The sequence below is a fragment of the Acinetobacter sp. CY17 genome (assembly GCF_059515825.1).
The window spans coordinates 13,372-29,631 of sequence record NZ_JCAKMX010000019.1; the positions used below are offsets into that span (position 1 = coordinate 13,372).

The 16,260-nt window shown below is 43.3% G+C and carries 12 protein-coding genes, 2 pseudogenes and 1 riboswitch; of the genes and pseudogenes, 12 read left to right on the forward strand and 2 right to left on the reverse strand.

All coding sequences use genetic code 11. The features are described from left to right. Nucleotides 1–150: 150 nt before the first annotated feature. Nucleotides 151–1,254 (forward strand): annotated as a pseudogene (locus AC5YCI_RS12615) (UDP binding domain-containing protein); the annotation flags it as partial. After that, nucleotides 1,251–2,882: a glucose-6-phosphate isomerase gene (gene pgi, locus AC5YCI_RS12620; protein WP_496175594.1), complete on the forward strand. Its 1,632-nt coding sequence runs from the start codon at nt 1,251–1,253 to the stop codon at nt 2,880–2,882. The pseudogene AC5YCI_RS12615 and the gene pgi, both read left to right, overlap by 4 nt. Before the next feature lie 30 nt (nt 2,883–2,912). On the opposite strand, the gene AC5YCI_RS12625 is transcribed toward pgi, so the two are convergent. Continuing rightward, nucleotides 2,913–4,277, reverse strand: a complete 1,365-nt coding sequence (locus AC5YCI_RS12625) for a phosphohexomutase domain-containing protein (RefSeq protein ID WP_496175595.1) — start codon at nt 4,275–4,277, stop codon at nt 2,913–2,915. 156 nt (nt 4,278–4,433) lie between these two features. Further along, a riboswitch (TPP riboswitch) is annotated at nt 4,434–4,541 on the forward strand. Nucleotides 4,542–4,626: 85 nt separating this feature from the next. Between AC5YCI_RS12625 and AC5YCI_RS12630 the strand changes: the two genes are divergently transcribed. The 7 genes and pseudogenes from AC5YCI_RS12630 (at nt 4,627) to AC5YCI_RS12660 (ending at nt 10,772) form a co-directional block, all read left to right on the forward strand. Further along, nucleotides 4,627–5,550, forward strand: a complete 924-nt coding sequence (locus AC5YCI_RS12630; protein WP_496129466.1) for an FAD-dependent oxidoreductase — start codon at nt 4,627–4,629, stop codon at nt 5,548–5,550. After that, complete coding sequence (gene thiS, locus AC5YCI_RS12635; protein ID WP_496129467.1) at nt 5,547–5,744, forward strand: sulfur carrier protein ThiS; 198 nt, start codon at nt 5,547–5,549, stop codon at nt 5,742–5,744. Before AC5YCI_RS12630 ends, thiS begins: the two co-directional genes overlap by 4 nt. Nucleotide 5,745: 1 nt before the next feature. Then, nucleotides 5,746–6,504 (forward strand): thiazole synthase, encoded by a 759-nt coding sequence (locus tag AC5YCI_RS12640; protein WP_496129468.1) that lies wholly within the window; start codon nt 5,746–5,748, stop codon nt 6,502–6,504. Beyond that, entirely contained in the window at nt 6,504–7,463 is a 960-nt protein-coding gene (locus tag AC5YCI_RS12645) for a ThiF family adenylyltransferase (protein ID WP_496175596.1), read from the forward strand. The genes AC5YCI_RS12640 and AC5YCI_RS12645 overlap by 1 nt, the downstream gene beginning before the upstream one ends. A 70-nt stretch (nt 7,464–7,533) precedes the next feature. Continuing rightward, nucleotides 7,534–10,170 carry a heavy metal translocating P-type ATPase gene (locus AC5YCI_RS12650; protein WP_496175597.1) on the forward strand — a complete coding sequence of 879 codons (2,637 nt, stop codon included), beginning with the start codon at nt 7,534–7,536 and terminating at the stop codon, nt 10,168–10,170. Next, nucleotides 10,167–10,481, forward strand: a pseudogene (locus tag AC5YCI_RS12655) (MerR family DNA-binding protein); the annotation flags it as partial. The gene AC5YCI_RS12650 and the pseudogene AC5YCI_RS12655, both read left to right, overlap by 4 nt. A gap of 96 nt (nt 10,482–10,577) precedes the next feature. Further along, the gene (locus AC5YCI_RS12660; protein WP_496129536.1) at nt 10,578–10,772 is read left to right on the forward strand and encodes a heavy-metal-associated domain-containing protein; all 195 of its coding nucleotides are present in this window, start codon (nt 10,578–10,580) and stop codon (nt 10,770–10,772) included. Between the two features lie 173 nt (nt 10,773–10,945). Here the strand turns inward: AC5YCI_RS12660 and yddG are convergent, their stop codons facing one another. Further along, nucleotides 10,946–11,854 (reverse strand): aromatic amino acid DMT transporter YddG, encoded by a 909-nt coding sequence (gene yddG, locus AC5YCI_RS12665; RefSeq protein WP_496175598.1) that lies wholly within the window; start codon nt 11,852–11,854, stop codon nt 10,946–10,948. Between the two features lie 191 nt (nt 11,855–12,045). Here yddG and AC5YCI_RS12670 point away from each other — a divergent pair, with 191 nt between their 5' ends. The 3 genes from AC5YCI_RS12670 (at nt 12,046) to AC5YCI_RS12680 (ending at nt 16,233) form a co-directional block, all read left to right on the forward strand. After that, the gene (locus AC5YCI_RS12670) at nt 12,046–12,672 is read left to right on the forward strand and encodes a riboflavin synthase subunit alpha (RefSeq protein WP_496129472.1); all 627 of its coding nucleotides are present in this window, start codon (nt 12,046–12,048) and stop codon (nt 12,670–12,672) included. A 268-nt stretch (nt 12,673–12,940) separates the two neighbouring features. Further along, complete coding sequence (locus tag AC5YCI_RS12675; RefSeq protein WP_496175599.1) at nt 12,941–15,094, forward strand: TonB-dependent siderophore receptor; 2,154 nt, start codon at nt 12,941–12,943, stop codon at nt 15,092–15,094. 377 nt (nt 15,095–15,471) lie between these two features. Beyond that, nucleotides 15,472–16,233, forward strand: a complete 762-nt coding sequence (locus tag AC5YCI_RS12680) for a hypothetical protein (RefSeq protein ID WP_496129474.1) — start codon at nt 15,472–15,474, stop codon at nt 16,231–16,233. Nucleotides 16,234–16,260 lie beyond the last annotated feature (27 nt).

Here is a 16,260-nt window from a genome sequence, read left to right on the forward strand (position 1 = left end):
GTTGCCGTATTTGGAAAAACGCTCTATGCCGGCGTCATCAGTGCCTTATTAGCAGAATCAGGTCATGAAGTGTATTGGTGTGACCACTTGGCAGAAGATTTTAATCTTGAAGATAACTTTGATGATCCAGTTTTAAAACTCATTATTGTCAAACAAAAACAACAAGGCTTTTTAAACTACTGTTATTTTGAAGATTTAGATTTAGATATTGATGCCTACTGGTTTTGTCTGGGGCCGCATGAACAACAACAATCGCTCTCATTAGCACAGCGTCTCAAACAACGTCCCTTAATTCATCCAAAACTCATGATCAATACCGCAACCTTTGGTCTATATGGCACACAGCGCTTACAACAGATCCTAGAAGATGATGAGTGGGTGTATTTACCTGATAACATTCGTGAAGGGGATGCATTGGGCAGCCTCACCGATGCAGAGCAACTGATTGTGGGGTGTGATTGTGGTCACAGTTTAAATAAATTACAAGAGTTGTTGAGACCGCTTTTTCCACTGCCACAGCAATACGTGTGTATGCCCATTTTAGATGCTGAATTTAGTAAGCTCAGTATTTCAGGCATGCTCGGTTCCAGAATCAGTTTTATTAATGATTTGGCAGCAGTTGCTGAAAAAATTGGCGTAGATATTCATCACGTACGTTCTGCCATGGCTGCCGACCCACGTATTGGTGGGACCTATTTGTTTCCAGGGGTGGGTTTTGGGGGAGAACACTTCTCACATGATATTTTAACGTTGACACGGGCTGTGGCAGATGCTGGCGGTAAAAGCCGCTTACTCGAGCAAGTCTGGGAAATCAATGAAGAACAAAAAGAATTCATGTTTCGTAAACTGTGGCGCTATTTTAATGGCGATTTAAATGGGAAAACTATTGCCATTTGGGGTGCATCCTATAAAGAAAATACCGCAAGCGTACACCAGTCGCCTATTCATCCGATGCTCACCGCCTTATGGTCACAAGGCGCCATAGTGCGTTTACATGATCCTGCAGCATTAAATGCCATTTCTCGGATGTATGGCGAACGGGATGACCTGATTTTATGTGATCAACAATATGATGCCATTATTGGTGCACATGCTTTATGTGTACTCACCCCTTGGCGTCAATACTGGAGTTTAGACTATCGACACTTGCTGAATCGCATGCAGCATCCTTTATTGCTCGACGGACGCAATATCTATCGACCTGAATATGTCAAAAATCAAGGCTTAGCTTATATCGGGGTAGGACGTAAATGACCAGACAAGAACAACAACGTTTAAAACATTTAGCCGATCAAATCCGCCAGCAACATTTGCATGATTTATTTCAACACGATCAACAACGTTTTGAACGTTTATCCCTCCAGCACGAACAAGTCATTTTTGATTTTAGCAAGCAACGCTTAAATGACAATATACTGGATGAACTGATTCAATTCGCTGAAAAAAAACAGCTCAAGCAGTGGATTGATCGTTTATTTTCAGAAGAAAAGATTAACTATACCGAACAGCGTGCTGCCATGCATTGGGCACTGCGTTTGCCTGAGCATGGCACACCACATCAAGACTTAGCGCAAGCAGTGCATGAGCAATTACAACGCATGTTCGCACTGGTGGAACAAATTCATGCAGGGCAATATCGCGGCGTGACCGGAGAAGTGATTCAAGACGTGGTCAATATTGGGGTCGGGGGCTCAGATTTAGGCCCCGTTATGGTCAGTCATGCCTTGTCAGATTTTAAACGCCAGACCGCTAAGGATTTAAATCTACATTTTGTCTCTACCATGGATGGCAGCCAACTCTCTGATATTTTGCATAAATTACGTCCTGAGACGACCTTATTTATTATTTCGTCTAAATCCTTTACCACCATAGATACGCTCTCCAATGCACAAACTGCACGGCTATGGTTAGAGGCAAGTTTGGGAGAGGCTGAACTCTTTTTAAAACATCATTTTGTTGGGGTGTCTACCCGAGCAGATAAAATGACAGCTTGGGGCATCGCGCCTGAAAAACAGTTTTTACTTTGGGACTGGGTAGGGGGGCGTTATTCACTGTGGTCATGTATTGGCTTACCCATCGCCTTATCCATTGGGGTCGGACATTTTAAGCGCTTACTTGCCGGTGCGCATTCCATTGATCAGCATTTTCAACTGGCGGATTTACGCCATAATATTCCAGTGCTGATGGCACTGATTGGCATTTGGAATATTAATTTTTTAAATATTAATACCCATGCCGTACTGCCTTATGACGGTCGCTTGAAATACTTTACTTCCTATTTACAGCAGCTTGAAATGGAGTCCAATGGCAAATCCATCCAACGCAATCATCTCCCTGTGGAAGTGAATACCTGCCCCATTATTTGGGGTGAAGTCGGACCAAATGCCCAGCACGCCTTTTATCAACTGTTGCATCAAGGCACCAGCAACGTCAGTTGTGATTTTATTGCCCCTATACATCGTTATGATGATGAACAATTTGGTCATATTGAAAATGCAGCCTCTTTGGTAGAGCAACATTATTTGGCACTTTCAAACTGCTTAGCACAATCGCGTCTCTTAGCATTTGGCAATCATGCTTTAACAGAACAAAACCTGGCCGATTTACCGCTGTATAAACATTATAGTGGTAATCAACCCAGCAGCACCTTATTGATCAAGTCTTTGGATCCTTATTCATTGGGTATGTTAATTGCACTGTATGAACATAAAGTGTTTGTACAATCGGTGTTATGGAATATTAATCCTTTTGATCAATGGGGAGTAGAAAAGGGCAAAGAAATAGCCAATGAGTTATTGCCTGTGTTAACCCGAGAACATGCTGACTTATCGCATTTAGATGCCTCAACGCGCGGTTTGATACAAACGATTCAAATGTTCTAAAGCAACGCATGGCGAAGGCCATGCGTGATGTTATGATGTGCTCTCAATCAATTCGCTTAAGAGCTGCACATAATAATCCAGAGGCTGAGTTGCTTGCTCTTGATTGATTTCAATATTCAGTCTGAGTAAGGGTTCGGTATTTGAGGCTCTGACATTAAAACGCCATGTTTTAAAATCAAAACTTAAACCATCTGTGCTATCCAAATCAGGCTGATACTCTGAGAAATACTGTTTCAAGGCATTAATCGTCGTTGGCGCATCTTTGACAGTAAAGTTAATTTCACCACTGCAGGGAAAACGTTGCTGCATCGCTTGGGTGAGTTCAGATAAGGGACGCTGTTTGGCTGACAATAAGTTCACCACCAATAACCAAGGGATCATACCGCTGTCACAGTAGCCAAAATCACGGAAGTAATGATGGGCACTCATTTCGCCACCATAAACTGCATTTTCTTCACGCATGACCTGCTTCATATAGGCATGCCCAGATTTAGACTGAACTGCAATGCCTTGATAACGCGCCACAATATCCAATGTATTCCAGATTAAACGTGGATCATGCACAATCTTTTGCTGGGCTTGTTTTTGTAAAAATGCTTCTGCCAATAAGCCGACCAAATAATATCCATCAATAAACTGGCCTTTTTCGTCAAATAAAAAGCAACGATCAAAATCACCATCCCAAGCCACACCAAAATCAGCTTGATGTTCAAGTACCGCAGCTGTTGTCGCATGACGATTTTCAATCAACATTGGATTGGGAATGCCTGTTGGAAAACGACCATCCGGTTCATGCTGAATTTTAATCAGTTCAATAGGAAGATGTGCTGCTTTAAAACATTGTTCCAAAGCATCCACCGCATGCCCAGCTGCGCCATGTCCGGGATTGGTGACAATTTTTAAGGGTCGAATCTGTTGATCCAGATAGCCCATAAGATGGGCGGTATAGGCAGGTAAAATATCATAGGCTGTGGTTTGACCCTGTGCTTGCGTAAAGGCAAACACGCCTTGTTCAATAAAGGCTTGAATGTCTTTTAATCCAGTGTCCATACCAATAGGACGTGCGCCTTTGCCCACCAATTTCATACCATTATATTCAATCGGATTATGGCTGGCGGTAATTTCAATGCCACCATCAATATCCAAGGCAAAAGCCGCAAAGTAGATTTCTTCGGTACCGGCTAAACCTAAGTCCAGTACGTCGACACCTGCATCGTTTAAGCCGTGAATCAAGGCTGTTTTGAGCATGGGGCTACTTAAACGAATATCTGCACCCACCGCAATACAACGTGGTTTAAAGATTTCTGCATAAGCGCGACCCAAGGCATAAGCAAATTTAGGGGTAATTTCTGTGTCTAGTTTCCCCCGAATATCATAGGCTTTAAAACAAGTCATTCTTATCTATCTATTTAATTTATATTAGAAATTAAGCTAACAGTGTTTTTAGATACTTTGGGTAAGTAATCATTATTTTTTGTTAAGCAAAAAATAGCCGCATTTTAGCCCTACAGATTGCTTGACAAGCTGCTTAAAATTTAACTAAATAGAGACACTTTTAGGCAGGGGAGTCTCCAATAGAGACTGAGAGGCTAGTTGAGCTAGCGACCCTTTGAACCTGACCCAGTTAATGCTGGCGTAGGAAGACCATCTTAATACGGCCTGTGCTTTTAAAGCCAAGTCCGTCTTTTCCTGTACGTCGCATGGGTCTCTTGTCGGAGATCAACATGTTTCTTGAGTTATTGATATGAGCCACTGGTCAATTTTGGGCAGTGGCGTCACTGCCTTATGTGTGGCAACAGCCTTACATGCTCACGGCGAATCGCTAGAAGTGATTTGCTCAAATACGCATGCCATGGCTTCACATTTTGCCGGTGGTATGCTGGCACCGTTTTGTGAGGCAGAAGCTGCACCACATTTTAAAGCTTTATACGATTTTGACGCGATTGCTTGGTGGCAGCGCTATAGCACACAGGTGGTGCAACAGGGCACTTTGGTCTTAGCAAATAAGCGTGATCATGCCGAGTTGCAACGTTTTGCCACACGTACGACACAGCATCAATGGCTGAACCCACAGTGCCTGGAGCCTGAGTTGGAACATGTACAGCATGCCTTGTTTTTTAAAGATGAAGCCCATTTAGATCCACGTTTGGTCTTAGCTGAGCTCAAAAATAATTTAATTCAACAAGGCGTCGCCATCCACGCTGGCCAGCCCAGTGGCAGAATCATTGATTGCCGTGGTATTTATGCGCAAGATCAAATTCCCTTACGTGCAGTACGGGGTGAAATGCTGATTTTAGAGCAGCCGGAGTTACATTTTTCCCGACCCATTCGCTTATTACATCCCCGTTTTCCCTGTTATTTAGTGCCACGCGCACATGGTCGCTTTATGCTAGGGGCAAGCATGCTTGAAAGCGATTCGCGTCAGCCCATCACAGCACGTAGCATGATGGAATTACTCAGTGCAGCTTATAGCATTCATCCTGCATTGGCAGAAGCTTCTATTGTAGAAACAGGTGTCGGGTTAAGACCAGCTTACTCAGACAATATTCCAAAAATTGCTTATCAACAGCAGACCTTTTACGTCAACGGCATGCATCGTCATGGGTTTTTATGTGCACCATGGCTGGCCGAACAACTGATTCATCAACTTGCAGGGAGCACAGTATGAAGATTTATTTAAATGGTAACCCAATCGACACGCACAGTGAAAATTTAAGCCAACTACTTGAAGAACAGCAGTTTGACGGTAGCGCAGTGGCCACGGCGGTTGATGGCAACTTTGTTCCACGCAGCCAATATACAACCACCTTATTATGTGCTGGGCAAAAAATTGAAGTCCTTGCACCAATGCAAGGAGGTTAACATGCAGGTTTATGGTACAACGCTAAAATCACGTTTATTGTTGGGCACAGCCGGTTATCCTTCCCCGGATTGTCTTCTACGCGCCATTCAAACTGCGGATGTTGATGTCATTACCGTCAGTTTACGCCGTGAAGGCACAGGTGGGCAGGGCTTTCGTGATTTACTCAAGCAAGTCAACTGCCGATTTTTACCCAATACAGCAGGCTGTTACAGTGTCAAAGAAGCGGTCACCACTGCACATATGGCACGTGAAGTGTTTAATACCGCTTGGATTAAACTTGAAGTCATTGGGCATCCAGACACACTCCAGCCCAATCCATTTGCCTTGGTCGAGGCAGCACGGATTTTAGCTGAAGATGGCTTTCAGGTATTTCCCTACACCACAGATGATTTAATTGTGGCTGAAAAACTCTTAGATGCAGGCTGCGAAGTGCTGATGCCTTGGGGAGCACCGATTGGTTCGGGTCAAGGTTTATGCCATCTCGATGCCTTAAAACGAATGCGTCATTATTTTCCCACCACGCCGCTGATTATTGATGCAGGCATTGGGGCACCGAGTCATGCTGCTTTGGCCTTAGAAATGGGGTTTGATGCGGTATTGCTCAATACCGCCGTTGCGCAGGCCCAAGATCCTGTAATGATGGCACAGGCTTTTGCCGCTGCAGTACAGGCAGGCCACTTGGCATATCAGGCTGGGTTAATGCCGAAACGCGATCTTGCCCAAGCCTCGACACCACTTTTTGGTTTGGCGGAGTTCTAATGTTAGACAACGCACGTTATGCCAGACAAATACAATTACCACAGGTGGGAAGCTACGGCCAACAGCAATTACAAGCTGCGCGGGTCTTGGTGGTTGGAGCAGGAGGATTAGCAGCCTCACTACTGCCTATTTTAGCGGCCAGTGGTGTTGGCTATTTACGTATTTATGATGCTGATCGCGTGGAGCTTTCCAATTTGCATCGGCAGATTGTATTTCGTATGGCCGACCTTGGCGCATTTAAAGCCATTGCTGTTGCGCAGCACTTAAAGCAACTGAATCCTGAGATTGATATTGAGCCCCGTACTGAGCATATACACAGCAGCAATCTTGCAGCAGCACTGCAAGACATTGATCTTGTGGTAGATGCAGCCGATCGCTTTGCCACCACGTATTTGCTTTCAGATGCCTGTTTTATGCAAAAAATTCCTTTGATCAGTGCCTCTGTATTGGCTGAACAAGGTTATGTTGGCGGCTTTTGTGGACAAAGTGCGCCAAGCTACCGTGCGCTTTTTCCTGAGTTGCCACAACAGGCAACCTCTTGCCAAAGCACAGGCGTACTGGCTTCAACCGTGGCCACCCTTGCCAGCCTACAAGCGCATATGGTGCTCAATGTCTTGTTAAATGGCCAAAACTCCGCCCTTGGGCAGCTCTTGGGCTTAAATTTACAACAGTGGCATATCACGAGTTTACGATTTGATCAGCTGCCTGAACCTCAAGATTCATTGCTGTGGTTAGATCGCGCTCAGCTGCAGCCGGATGATCTGATTTTAGAACTGCGTGAGCCGAGCGAAATTGAATCTCCTCTTCAAGGAGCACATATGACACGATTAGAGCAGTTACCGACACAGATCACACCACAACGGGTGGTCTGTGTGTGTAAAAGTGGTATTCGTGCGGCCAAAGCCGCAAAACTGCTCAAGCAACGTGGTTTCGCTCACGTCTTTATTATGGCGGACTAAAAATACTTGACCTTCCCATTATGGGAAGGTTTATGCTATTGGCATGCTAGTAAAATTTATAGGTCTGATCATGCAAAGCGTTCAACTTCACATTTTAGGCATGAGCTGTGCTTCCTGCGTAGCGCGGGTGGAAAAAGCCTTAAATAAAGTTGAAGGTGTGACGGCAACGGTTAATTTGGCGACCGAATCTGCTCAAGTTCAGGCTGAAATCATCGACTATCCTGCTTTACAAAATGCCGTACACAAGGCGGGCTTTGACCTCGAGGTACAGCAATTTCATTTAAAAATTGTCGGCATGAGCTGTGCCTCGTGCGTGGCACGTGTTGAAAAATCCCTGAAAAAAGTATCTGGTGTGCTTCAAGCCAAAGTTAATTTGGCGACAGAACAGGCTCAGGTACACGTTTTAGCACCAACCTCACAAGCAGAGTTAATTCAAGCCGTACAAAAAGCCGGCTTTGATATTGCTTTAGAAAAAATACAGTTGCATATTTCTGGCATGACGTGTGCCTCCTGTGTGGCACGCGTGGAAAAAGCGCTCAAGAAAGTTGAAGGCGTAACAGAAGCTGGGGTAAATTTAACGACCGAACAAGCAACCATTCAGGTTGATCGTCAAGTTGAGCCACAACGTCTCATTGAACAGATTAAAAAAGCAGGTTTTTCTGCCAACCTATTGCAAGATCAAGTTATAGATCAAAAACAACAGCAACAGCAGACCCTCAAGCGTGATCTTATGATGGCCATCGTGTTGGCGCTACCTGTCTTTATTCTAGAGATGGGCGGGCATCTGATCCCTGCTTTTCATCATTGGGTTATGCATACGATCGGACAGCACAACAGCTGGTTGATCCAGTGCATCCTTACAACGCTTATTTTGCTCCTGCCAGGCCGTCATTTTTATCAAAAAGGTTTGCCAGCCTTATGGCGTTTGCATCCTGATATGAACTCCCTTGTCGCCGTGGGAACGTTGGCGGCCTATAGCTATTCGCTGGTTGCTATTTTGTTACCACATGTATTGCCTGCTGGTAGTCAAAACGTCTATTTCGAAGCGGCCGCAGTGATTATTGCCTTAATTCTATTGGGACGTTATTTTGAAGCACGGGCCAAAGGGCGTACCTCTTTAGCCATTCAACACCTTATCGGATTACAGCCAAAAACTGCCGCCATTGAACAACATGGTCAGGCTGTTGAGCTGCCTATTGAACACGTGACGCCTGGGATGTCTCTGTTGGTCCGTCCAGGAGAGCGGATTGCCGCAGATGGTCAGATTATCACGGGTCATAGTTATATCGATGAATCCATGCTCAGCGGTGAATCCATGCCAGTCTCCAAGCGCATTGGCGATCATGTGGTTGCAGGCAGTATTAACCAAAATGGTCACTTAAAAGTTAAAGTGAGCGCCGTGGGGCATAACACGGTATTGGCAAACATTATTCATATGGTCGAACAAGCACAGAGTGGAAAACTCCCCATTCAAGCTTTAATTGATCAAGTCACGCTATGGTTTGTACCTGTGGTGATGGGCTTATCATTGCTGACCTTTGCAGTATGGTTAGCGTTTGGTCCTGAACCGAGTTTAAGCTTAGCGCTGGTTAATGCAGTGGCCGTACTGATTATTGCTTGTCCCTGTGCGATGGGATTGGCCACACCTACGTCTATTCTTGTGGGCACAGGACGCGGTGCGCAATTGGGGATTTTATTTCGTCAGGGTGAGGCACTACAACTATTGCAACAAGCCAAAGTGGTCGCATTCGATAAAACAGGCACATTAACTGAAGGCAAACCAACGCTGACCGATCTATATAGCCTCGATGCTAGAGATGATAACGACTTACTCAGCTTAGTGGCAGCAGTCGAGCGTCAATCTGAACATCCTATTGCGCATGCCATTATCAAAGCTGCTGATGATCTCCATCTGCCTCAGTATCCTGCAACAGATTTCCAAGCGCTCACTGGCTACGGTATTCAAGCTCGAGTCAATCAACACATGGTACATATTGGTGCTGAGCGTCTCATGCAGCAGCTTCATCTCGATACTCAAAGCCTAAAGCAACAGATGCAGCAGTGGGGCAGCGAAGGGAAAACGCCAATTTTTGTGGCCATTGATCAAAAACTTGCGGGTATATTGGCTGTGGCAGATCCCATCAAACCCAGCAGCTTCGCGGCAATTCAAGCATTGCATCAGCAAGGAATTCGCGTGGCAATGATTACAGGCGACCAGCAACATACGGCCCACGCGATTGCTAAGCAGCTTAAGATTGATCAGGTGTTTGCTCAAGTATTACCAAATGCTAAAGTCGAAGCCATTCAAACATTGCAACAACAGGCTGGACGAGTTGCATTTGTCGGTGATGGCATCAATGACGCACCAGCCTTGGCACAAGCAGATATTGGCATCGCCGTGGGTACGGGTACCGATATTGCGATTGAAGCGGCCGACGTGGTCCTTATGTCAGGCAATATGCAGGGCGTGGCTCATGCAATCGCTTTAAGTCATGCAACCTTAAATAACATTCGTCAGAATCTATTTTGGGCTTTTGTTTATAATGCTGCATTAATCCCCATTGCAGCAGGTATTCTTTATCCTGCTTTTGGCATTTTACTCTCGCCTATGTTTGCCGCGGCTGCCATGGCGTTATCTTCAGTCTTTGTGGTCAGCAATGCGCTACGCCTGCGTCAATTTAAAGCCGTGAATGAGGCGAAAACATGAATATAGGTACAGTGGCGTTACACAGTGGGATTTCCGCCAAGATGATCCGTTATTACGAACAGATCGGCCTGATTCAAGTCAAGCGTCTTGGCAATGGTTATCGTGATTACCAGCCCGAAGATGTTGAAACTTTAAAATTTATTAAGCATGCCCGTGACTTAGGGTTTGATCTAGCGAAAATTCAGACCTTACTACAGCTTTGGCATAATCCAGAACGTCATAGCCGTGACGTCAAAGCCCTTACACGTCAACATATTGCTGATTTAGATCTTAAGATTCATAGCCTCCAACAGATCCGCCAGACGCTGAGTAACTCGTTAGCCCATTGCCACGGCAATGATTCATCGGAATGTAGTATTTTAAGCCAGATTGAATTTGGCAACACCATCTTAACAGGAGAACCAAAGATGAAATTTCGTATTGATAATATGACCTGTGGTGGCTGTGCACGCAGTGTGACGGCAACCATTCAAGACTTAGACCCTCAGGCTCAAGTTAACATTGATGTGGCGACAAAGCTTGTTGAGGTCCACTCTACGCTAGATGCAGCGCAAATTGTGGCTGCGTTAACCGAAGATGGCTTCCCACCCGTCGATGCTTAATCGCTTAGGCGGGTCGCAGATGCTGCCCGCCTATTGTGTTAAAAGCTGCTGAATTTATCGTTTAAGCTTTTGAATTATTACTATATCTACCCACTGTCCTAGATTGAGATAAGTACAATAACTCTGCACTAAGGTATAGATCGGTTGTTTATGCAAATAACAGGTTAAATAGGCTATCTTTTTTGTCGTGTTGACAACCAACACAGCATTGCACCTAAAGTGACACACAATACACCTTGCCAAAACATCCAGGACAAGGTGGTATTGAGCAAAAAGGCAGCAAAAAAAGCGGAAAATACTGGCGTGAAATAAGAAGCACCGGCCATCAAGGTCATATTGCCAGATAAAATGCCGATATTCCAAGCACCATAGCCTAAACCCAATCCAGCTGCAGCAAAAAAGAGGGCTACGCTATTATCAAAATTAAAAGCTAAGCTTGGAGCACCCATCAGCCAGTACTTCACCCACAGCACAATTGCCACCAAAGCAAAAAACAAAGTCACCACATTTTTGCCTTGCGAACGACTGACAGTGACTGAGCAATATAAGCCCCACAGCACAGCTGCTGCCAAAGCCAAACCATAACTGAGAGGATTATTCTGTATATTTCCCCACACCTGAGCCAGCTCAAGTCCTGTTTCCGCCGCTAACACCCAAAAGATCCCGATTAGCGCAGCCAAACAACCTGGAATAATCAAAATATTGGCTTTGACATTATTGAATAAAATTGCAAAGAGTAGGGTAAAGGTGGGCCACAAGTAATTAATCATACCCACTTCTATGGCCTGTTTTGGATGATGTGCATAACCGATTGAGAGGGCAAAACACAATTCATAAGCAATAAACAGTAAGCTTCCCCAAAATAAATAAGTTTTTGGAATGCTATTGAGTTTAGGTAAACCAATAGTAAAAAATAAAATGATGGTGGCCACACTGTAGATCAATGCAGCCCCTGCCACAGCGCCAAAACTTTCACTGACGCTACGCATTAGGCCAACATTGGTACTCCATAACAAAACAGCACTCAAACCAATCGCAGTTGCAGTATTTTTACTTAATGGTTTGGCAAAATGAAGTCGCATAGATTTGCTCTTATTGTGTTATTTCCTACCAGTATGCAAGTAAACATGTCTTAGATACAGCATATTTTGAAAGAACATTTACAAGCCTCCATTCAAAAAATCCGAGCAATTGATTGAAGTATAATCAAAGCAATTACGGTGTGATCTCTGCTCTGTTATATTGAACACAATTTAAAACTCTAGGAATCACTATGTATACCGGTATTGTGCTTGGCACAGAACGTATTGAAAAAATTGAACAACATGACGGCTTCCATACTATTTTCGTAAGCAATACAAAAGGCTTTATGGATGATGTTTTTGTGGGCGCAAGTGTCGCGATTGATGGCACCTGCTTAACGGTAACAGGCATCACGGATGACAAAACTCAGGTCAGCTTTGACGTTGCAGCCTTGACACTCTCTCTCACCACATTAGCTGATTTGCAGGTTGGCGATTTGGTCAATGTAGAACGCTCATTTAAAGTCGGCATGGAAAATGGCGGGCATAACATATATGGTCATATTGAGGGTAAAGCAAGTATTGTGAATATCATCCATATTGGACAAACCCTACAATTTGATATTCAAATTCCTAAGCAATGTATGAAATACTTTTTCCTTAAAGGTTTTATTGGTTTACATGGCTGTAGCTTAACCGTCAATCAGGTGGATTTAGCACGCGATCAAATCTCCGTTAACCTGATTCCAGAGACCATTCGCTTGACCAAATTTGGACAGCTGCAGGTAGGTGACCAACTCAATTTTGAAATTGATCAAACCACACGCACCTTAGTCGATACCTTAGAAAATATTTACGCTCGCCAGCAAGCCATCTAGCTTAAATTCAGGCGCCTTTATATTTTAAAGGCGCTGAAATCCTTCAGATTTTCTTCATTAAAAACTCAACTATCAATCTAAATATTAAAATTCAATAAAAAACATTAACTTAATCTAAAAGACAGCAAATCTTTTTATATCCTATTGAAATAAAGACTCAAACTTGTGGTTTGGATTGCTAAAAACAATTCCTTTTTCATTGAAAAGTGTACAAGTTTTGCTACAAAATATAAATGATAATAATTATCTTTATTATATGGAAATGATCATGTTATTCAAAAGCACACTTTTAAATCGTTCTATCAAACTTGCTCTATTGGGCATCTCGACTATGGCGGTTACACATACCCAAGCCAGTGAGATCACTGTACTAGAAACGATTGAAAGTATGGCTGAGCAAGAGAGTGCGTATAAAGTTAAAAACTCGACATCAGCAACCAAGTTTAATTTAGCTTTAAAAGAAACACCGCAAGCGGTCAGCATCGTTACTAGTCAACAAATGCAAGACCAAAATTTAGATACGCTAGGTGATGTGCTGGCACAAACTGTGGGGGTCAGTGGCACACAATATGCAGCACCAGGGACGGACGATACCTTCAATAATTATTTTGCACGTGGTTTTAGTATTACCAATTATCAAGTAGATGGAATCAATAGCACCAGTGCTGCAATAGGCAATACCACTTCATTAAACACAAACGTATATGAAAATGTCACAGTCCTCAAAGGTGCAAATGGTTTGCTGAGTGGCACAGGTAATCCAAGTGCAACGATTAATTTAGTGCGCAAAAAACCTACCAAGGAATTACATAGTGATGCTCGTATCGAATTAGGCTCTTGGAATAAAGTTCGCTCTGAGGTTGATGTCTCAGGCAGCTTAAATCAAGATCAATCGCTACGTGCGCGTGTAGTGGCATCTTATGAAGACTATGACAGCTACCAAAAACGTGGAACAGGCAAGCAAGCAGGGATCTATGCGATTGTTGAAGCTGACCTTGATGAGTCGACTACATTACACGCAGGTATTGATGCTTATCAAAAAGAAAATGATGGTGTCACTGCTCATGGCTTTAATATTTTAGATATCAGTAAAACTAAGCGCACACCTTTTGGACCCAAAGACAATCACGCTGCTGCTTGGTCCTATGATGATGTGCAGCGTATCAACGTCTTTGCTGGGATCGAGCATATATTTAACAATGATTGGAAGACGTCCTTAAATACAGGTTACACCTGGTCAGATACAGATATTGTGTACGGCATCGCAGGGCGATCGAACATTAATCTCGCGGCAGACATAATGGCCTTTAGCGCTGACCGTAACACCAGAACACCTGAGCAATGGAACATTGATGCTTCAGCACAAGGTCCATTTCAATTGTTTGGACGCACACATGAAGCAGTATTGGGGATAACCGCCTATGATATGGAGCGCCATGATGATGACTGGAAAATTGAAGGTGTACCAAGTACAGTGCCTGTGTCAACATGGGACGGCACAGTGGCGGCGCCGATCATTACAGCCTCAGGTACATTAGAAGAAAAACAACGCCAAATTAGCAGCTATGGTGCCTTACGCTTAAACCCGATGGATCACTTACATGTCATTTTGGGTGCGAGTGTCAATAACTATCAAAATAAAGGCAATATCACCAGTGCCACTAACGAAAATGGAGAATTTGTACCGTATGCGGGTATTGTTTATGATTTAACCCCTGCATGGTCTGTGTATGGAAGTTATACCAATATTTTTAAGCCACAATCTAGTCGCGCTTATGACGGTGCAACTTTGGATCCAGTGACCGGAGATACCTTTGAGCTAGGCGTCAAAGCTGATCTCCTTCAAGAGCGACTTAACCTCAGCTTATCCGCTTTTAAAACCAAGCAAGAAAATGTAGCCGTGCGTGCGGGGGAATATACGCAACAAGACCTAGATCAAGGGCTTATTCCACCTGATTTAAGCATAGATGATGCCTACTACCGTGCAGCGCAAGGGGTAGAAAGTGAGGGGATTGAATTAGAAGTAGGTGGTGAACTACTGCCAAACTGGCGTATCGCTGGTGGCTATAGTTATGTCAATACAGAAGATAAAAGTGTACGCATTAATACCAATATTCCACAGAATCAGTTGAAGTTATTTACCAGTTATCAATTTAGTGGTGCACTAGAAAAACTATCCTTAGGTGCTGGGGTAAAATGGCAAAGTGATATTTATGCCTCAGTTGCTGACCGTAATACGTATAAACAAGATGCTTATACCCTCGTTGACCTAATGGGACGTTATCAAGCAACCGAGAATATAATTTTAGGCTTAAATATTTCCAACTTAACTGACGAAGAGTACTTGGTGGGTACTATGGCGCGCAGCAATGTTTGGGGGGCACCGCGTACCGTGACGGGTTCGGTACAATTTAAGTATTAATATTTTCAAAGTAGCCAATCCAAAGATTGGCTACTGCTTTTAGCTAAATAAATTCATATGAAATTTCCATTAATTTTATAAAAATATCTTTATGAAAGATCAACTTATATTTAAAAAAAACATTAATTACAAAAAAATAAATAATTTAACGTTTCAATTTATGAATGCTTTAAATTATCTAAGCCATTACTTTACAATAAAAAAATTATTTTTTTTTACTCAAAATTAAAAATGAATGATAGAAATATAATTTTAATAAAAATAAGTATTTGATATAAAAATGAAAATTAAAATAATAGAAAATTATCTTAAACATATTTTTTTAATTTATTTCATCAATAATAAGATCCAGATTCAACAATGAAGAGGGAACGATCATGTTTAAGTTATTTACCGCGAAACTCAGTAGTATTTTTACTCCAGCATATCAAGGTGTCACTCAAGTTGTAGGGAACACCATAAGTTATACTGCAGGTTTAGTCGACACTGCAGCCACAATTGTCGCACCGGTCACTGATGCACTCAGCCACATTCCAGTGGTGGGCTCAGTGATTGAGTCGACAGTGACAACCGCAGGCAACCTAGTGGCAGATGCAACCACTACTTTAAATCAGGTCGGCCAACATGTAGCTGCAGGTGACATTTCAGGTGCAGTAGATCAATTGCTTGACCATGCCACAGATCTCGTCGGTGGAACACTCAATCATGCATCAGACATTATTACCGACGTGGGTAATCTTGTTGATCCAATTACAGGTCATCCTTTATCAGATGTACCAATCCTAGGCGATGTGCTTAATGCCGCAGGTGTTACTGTAGGCAATGCAAGTGGCTTAGTTGATGAGTTGGGCGATTATGTAGCAGGTATTGATCCTCTAGATACTTTAGGACAACTGGCAAGTGATCCATTTGCCACCGTAGGTGGTGTAGTACAAGATGTCTCTGGCATTTTAGACAATATTTTAGAAGACATTGCACCTGTCACTGATCTTGTTTCCAATGTACCTATCGTCGGACATGTGGCTGATGGGCTAGGTTATGTGGCTCAACATACGATTGATGGTCTAGGCTTCTTAGGCGGGCATATCAGCCAATTGCCAAGTTTCAATCCATTTGATAGCGGCTCTTGGTGGACTTAATTCATACACATGCCTATGTAGCACTCT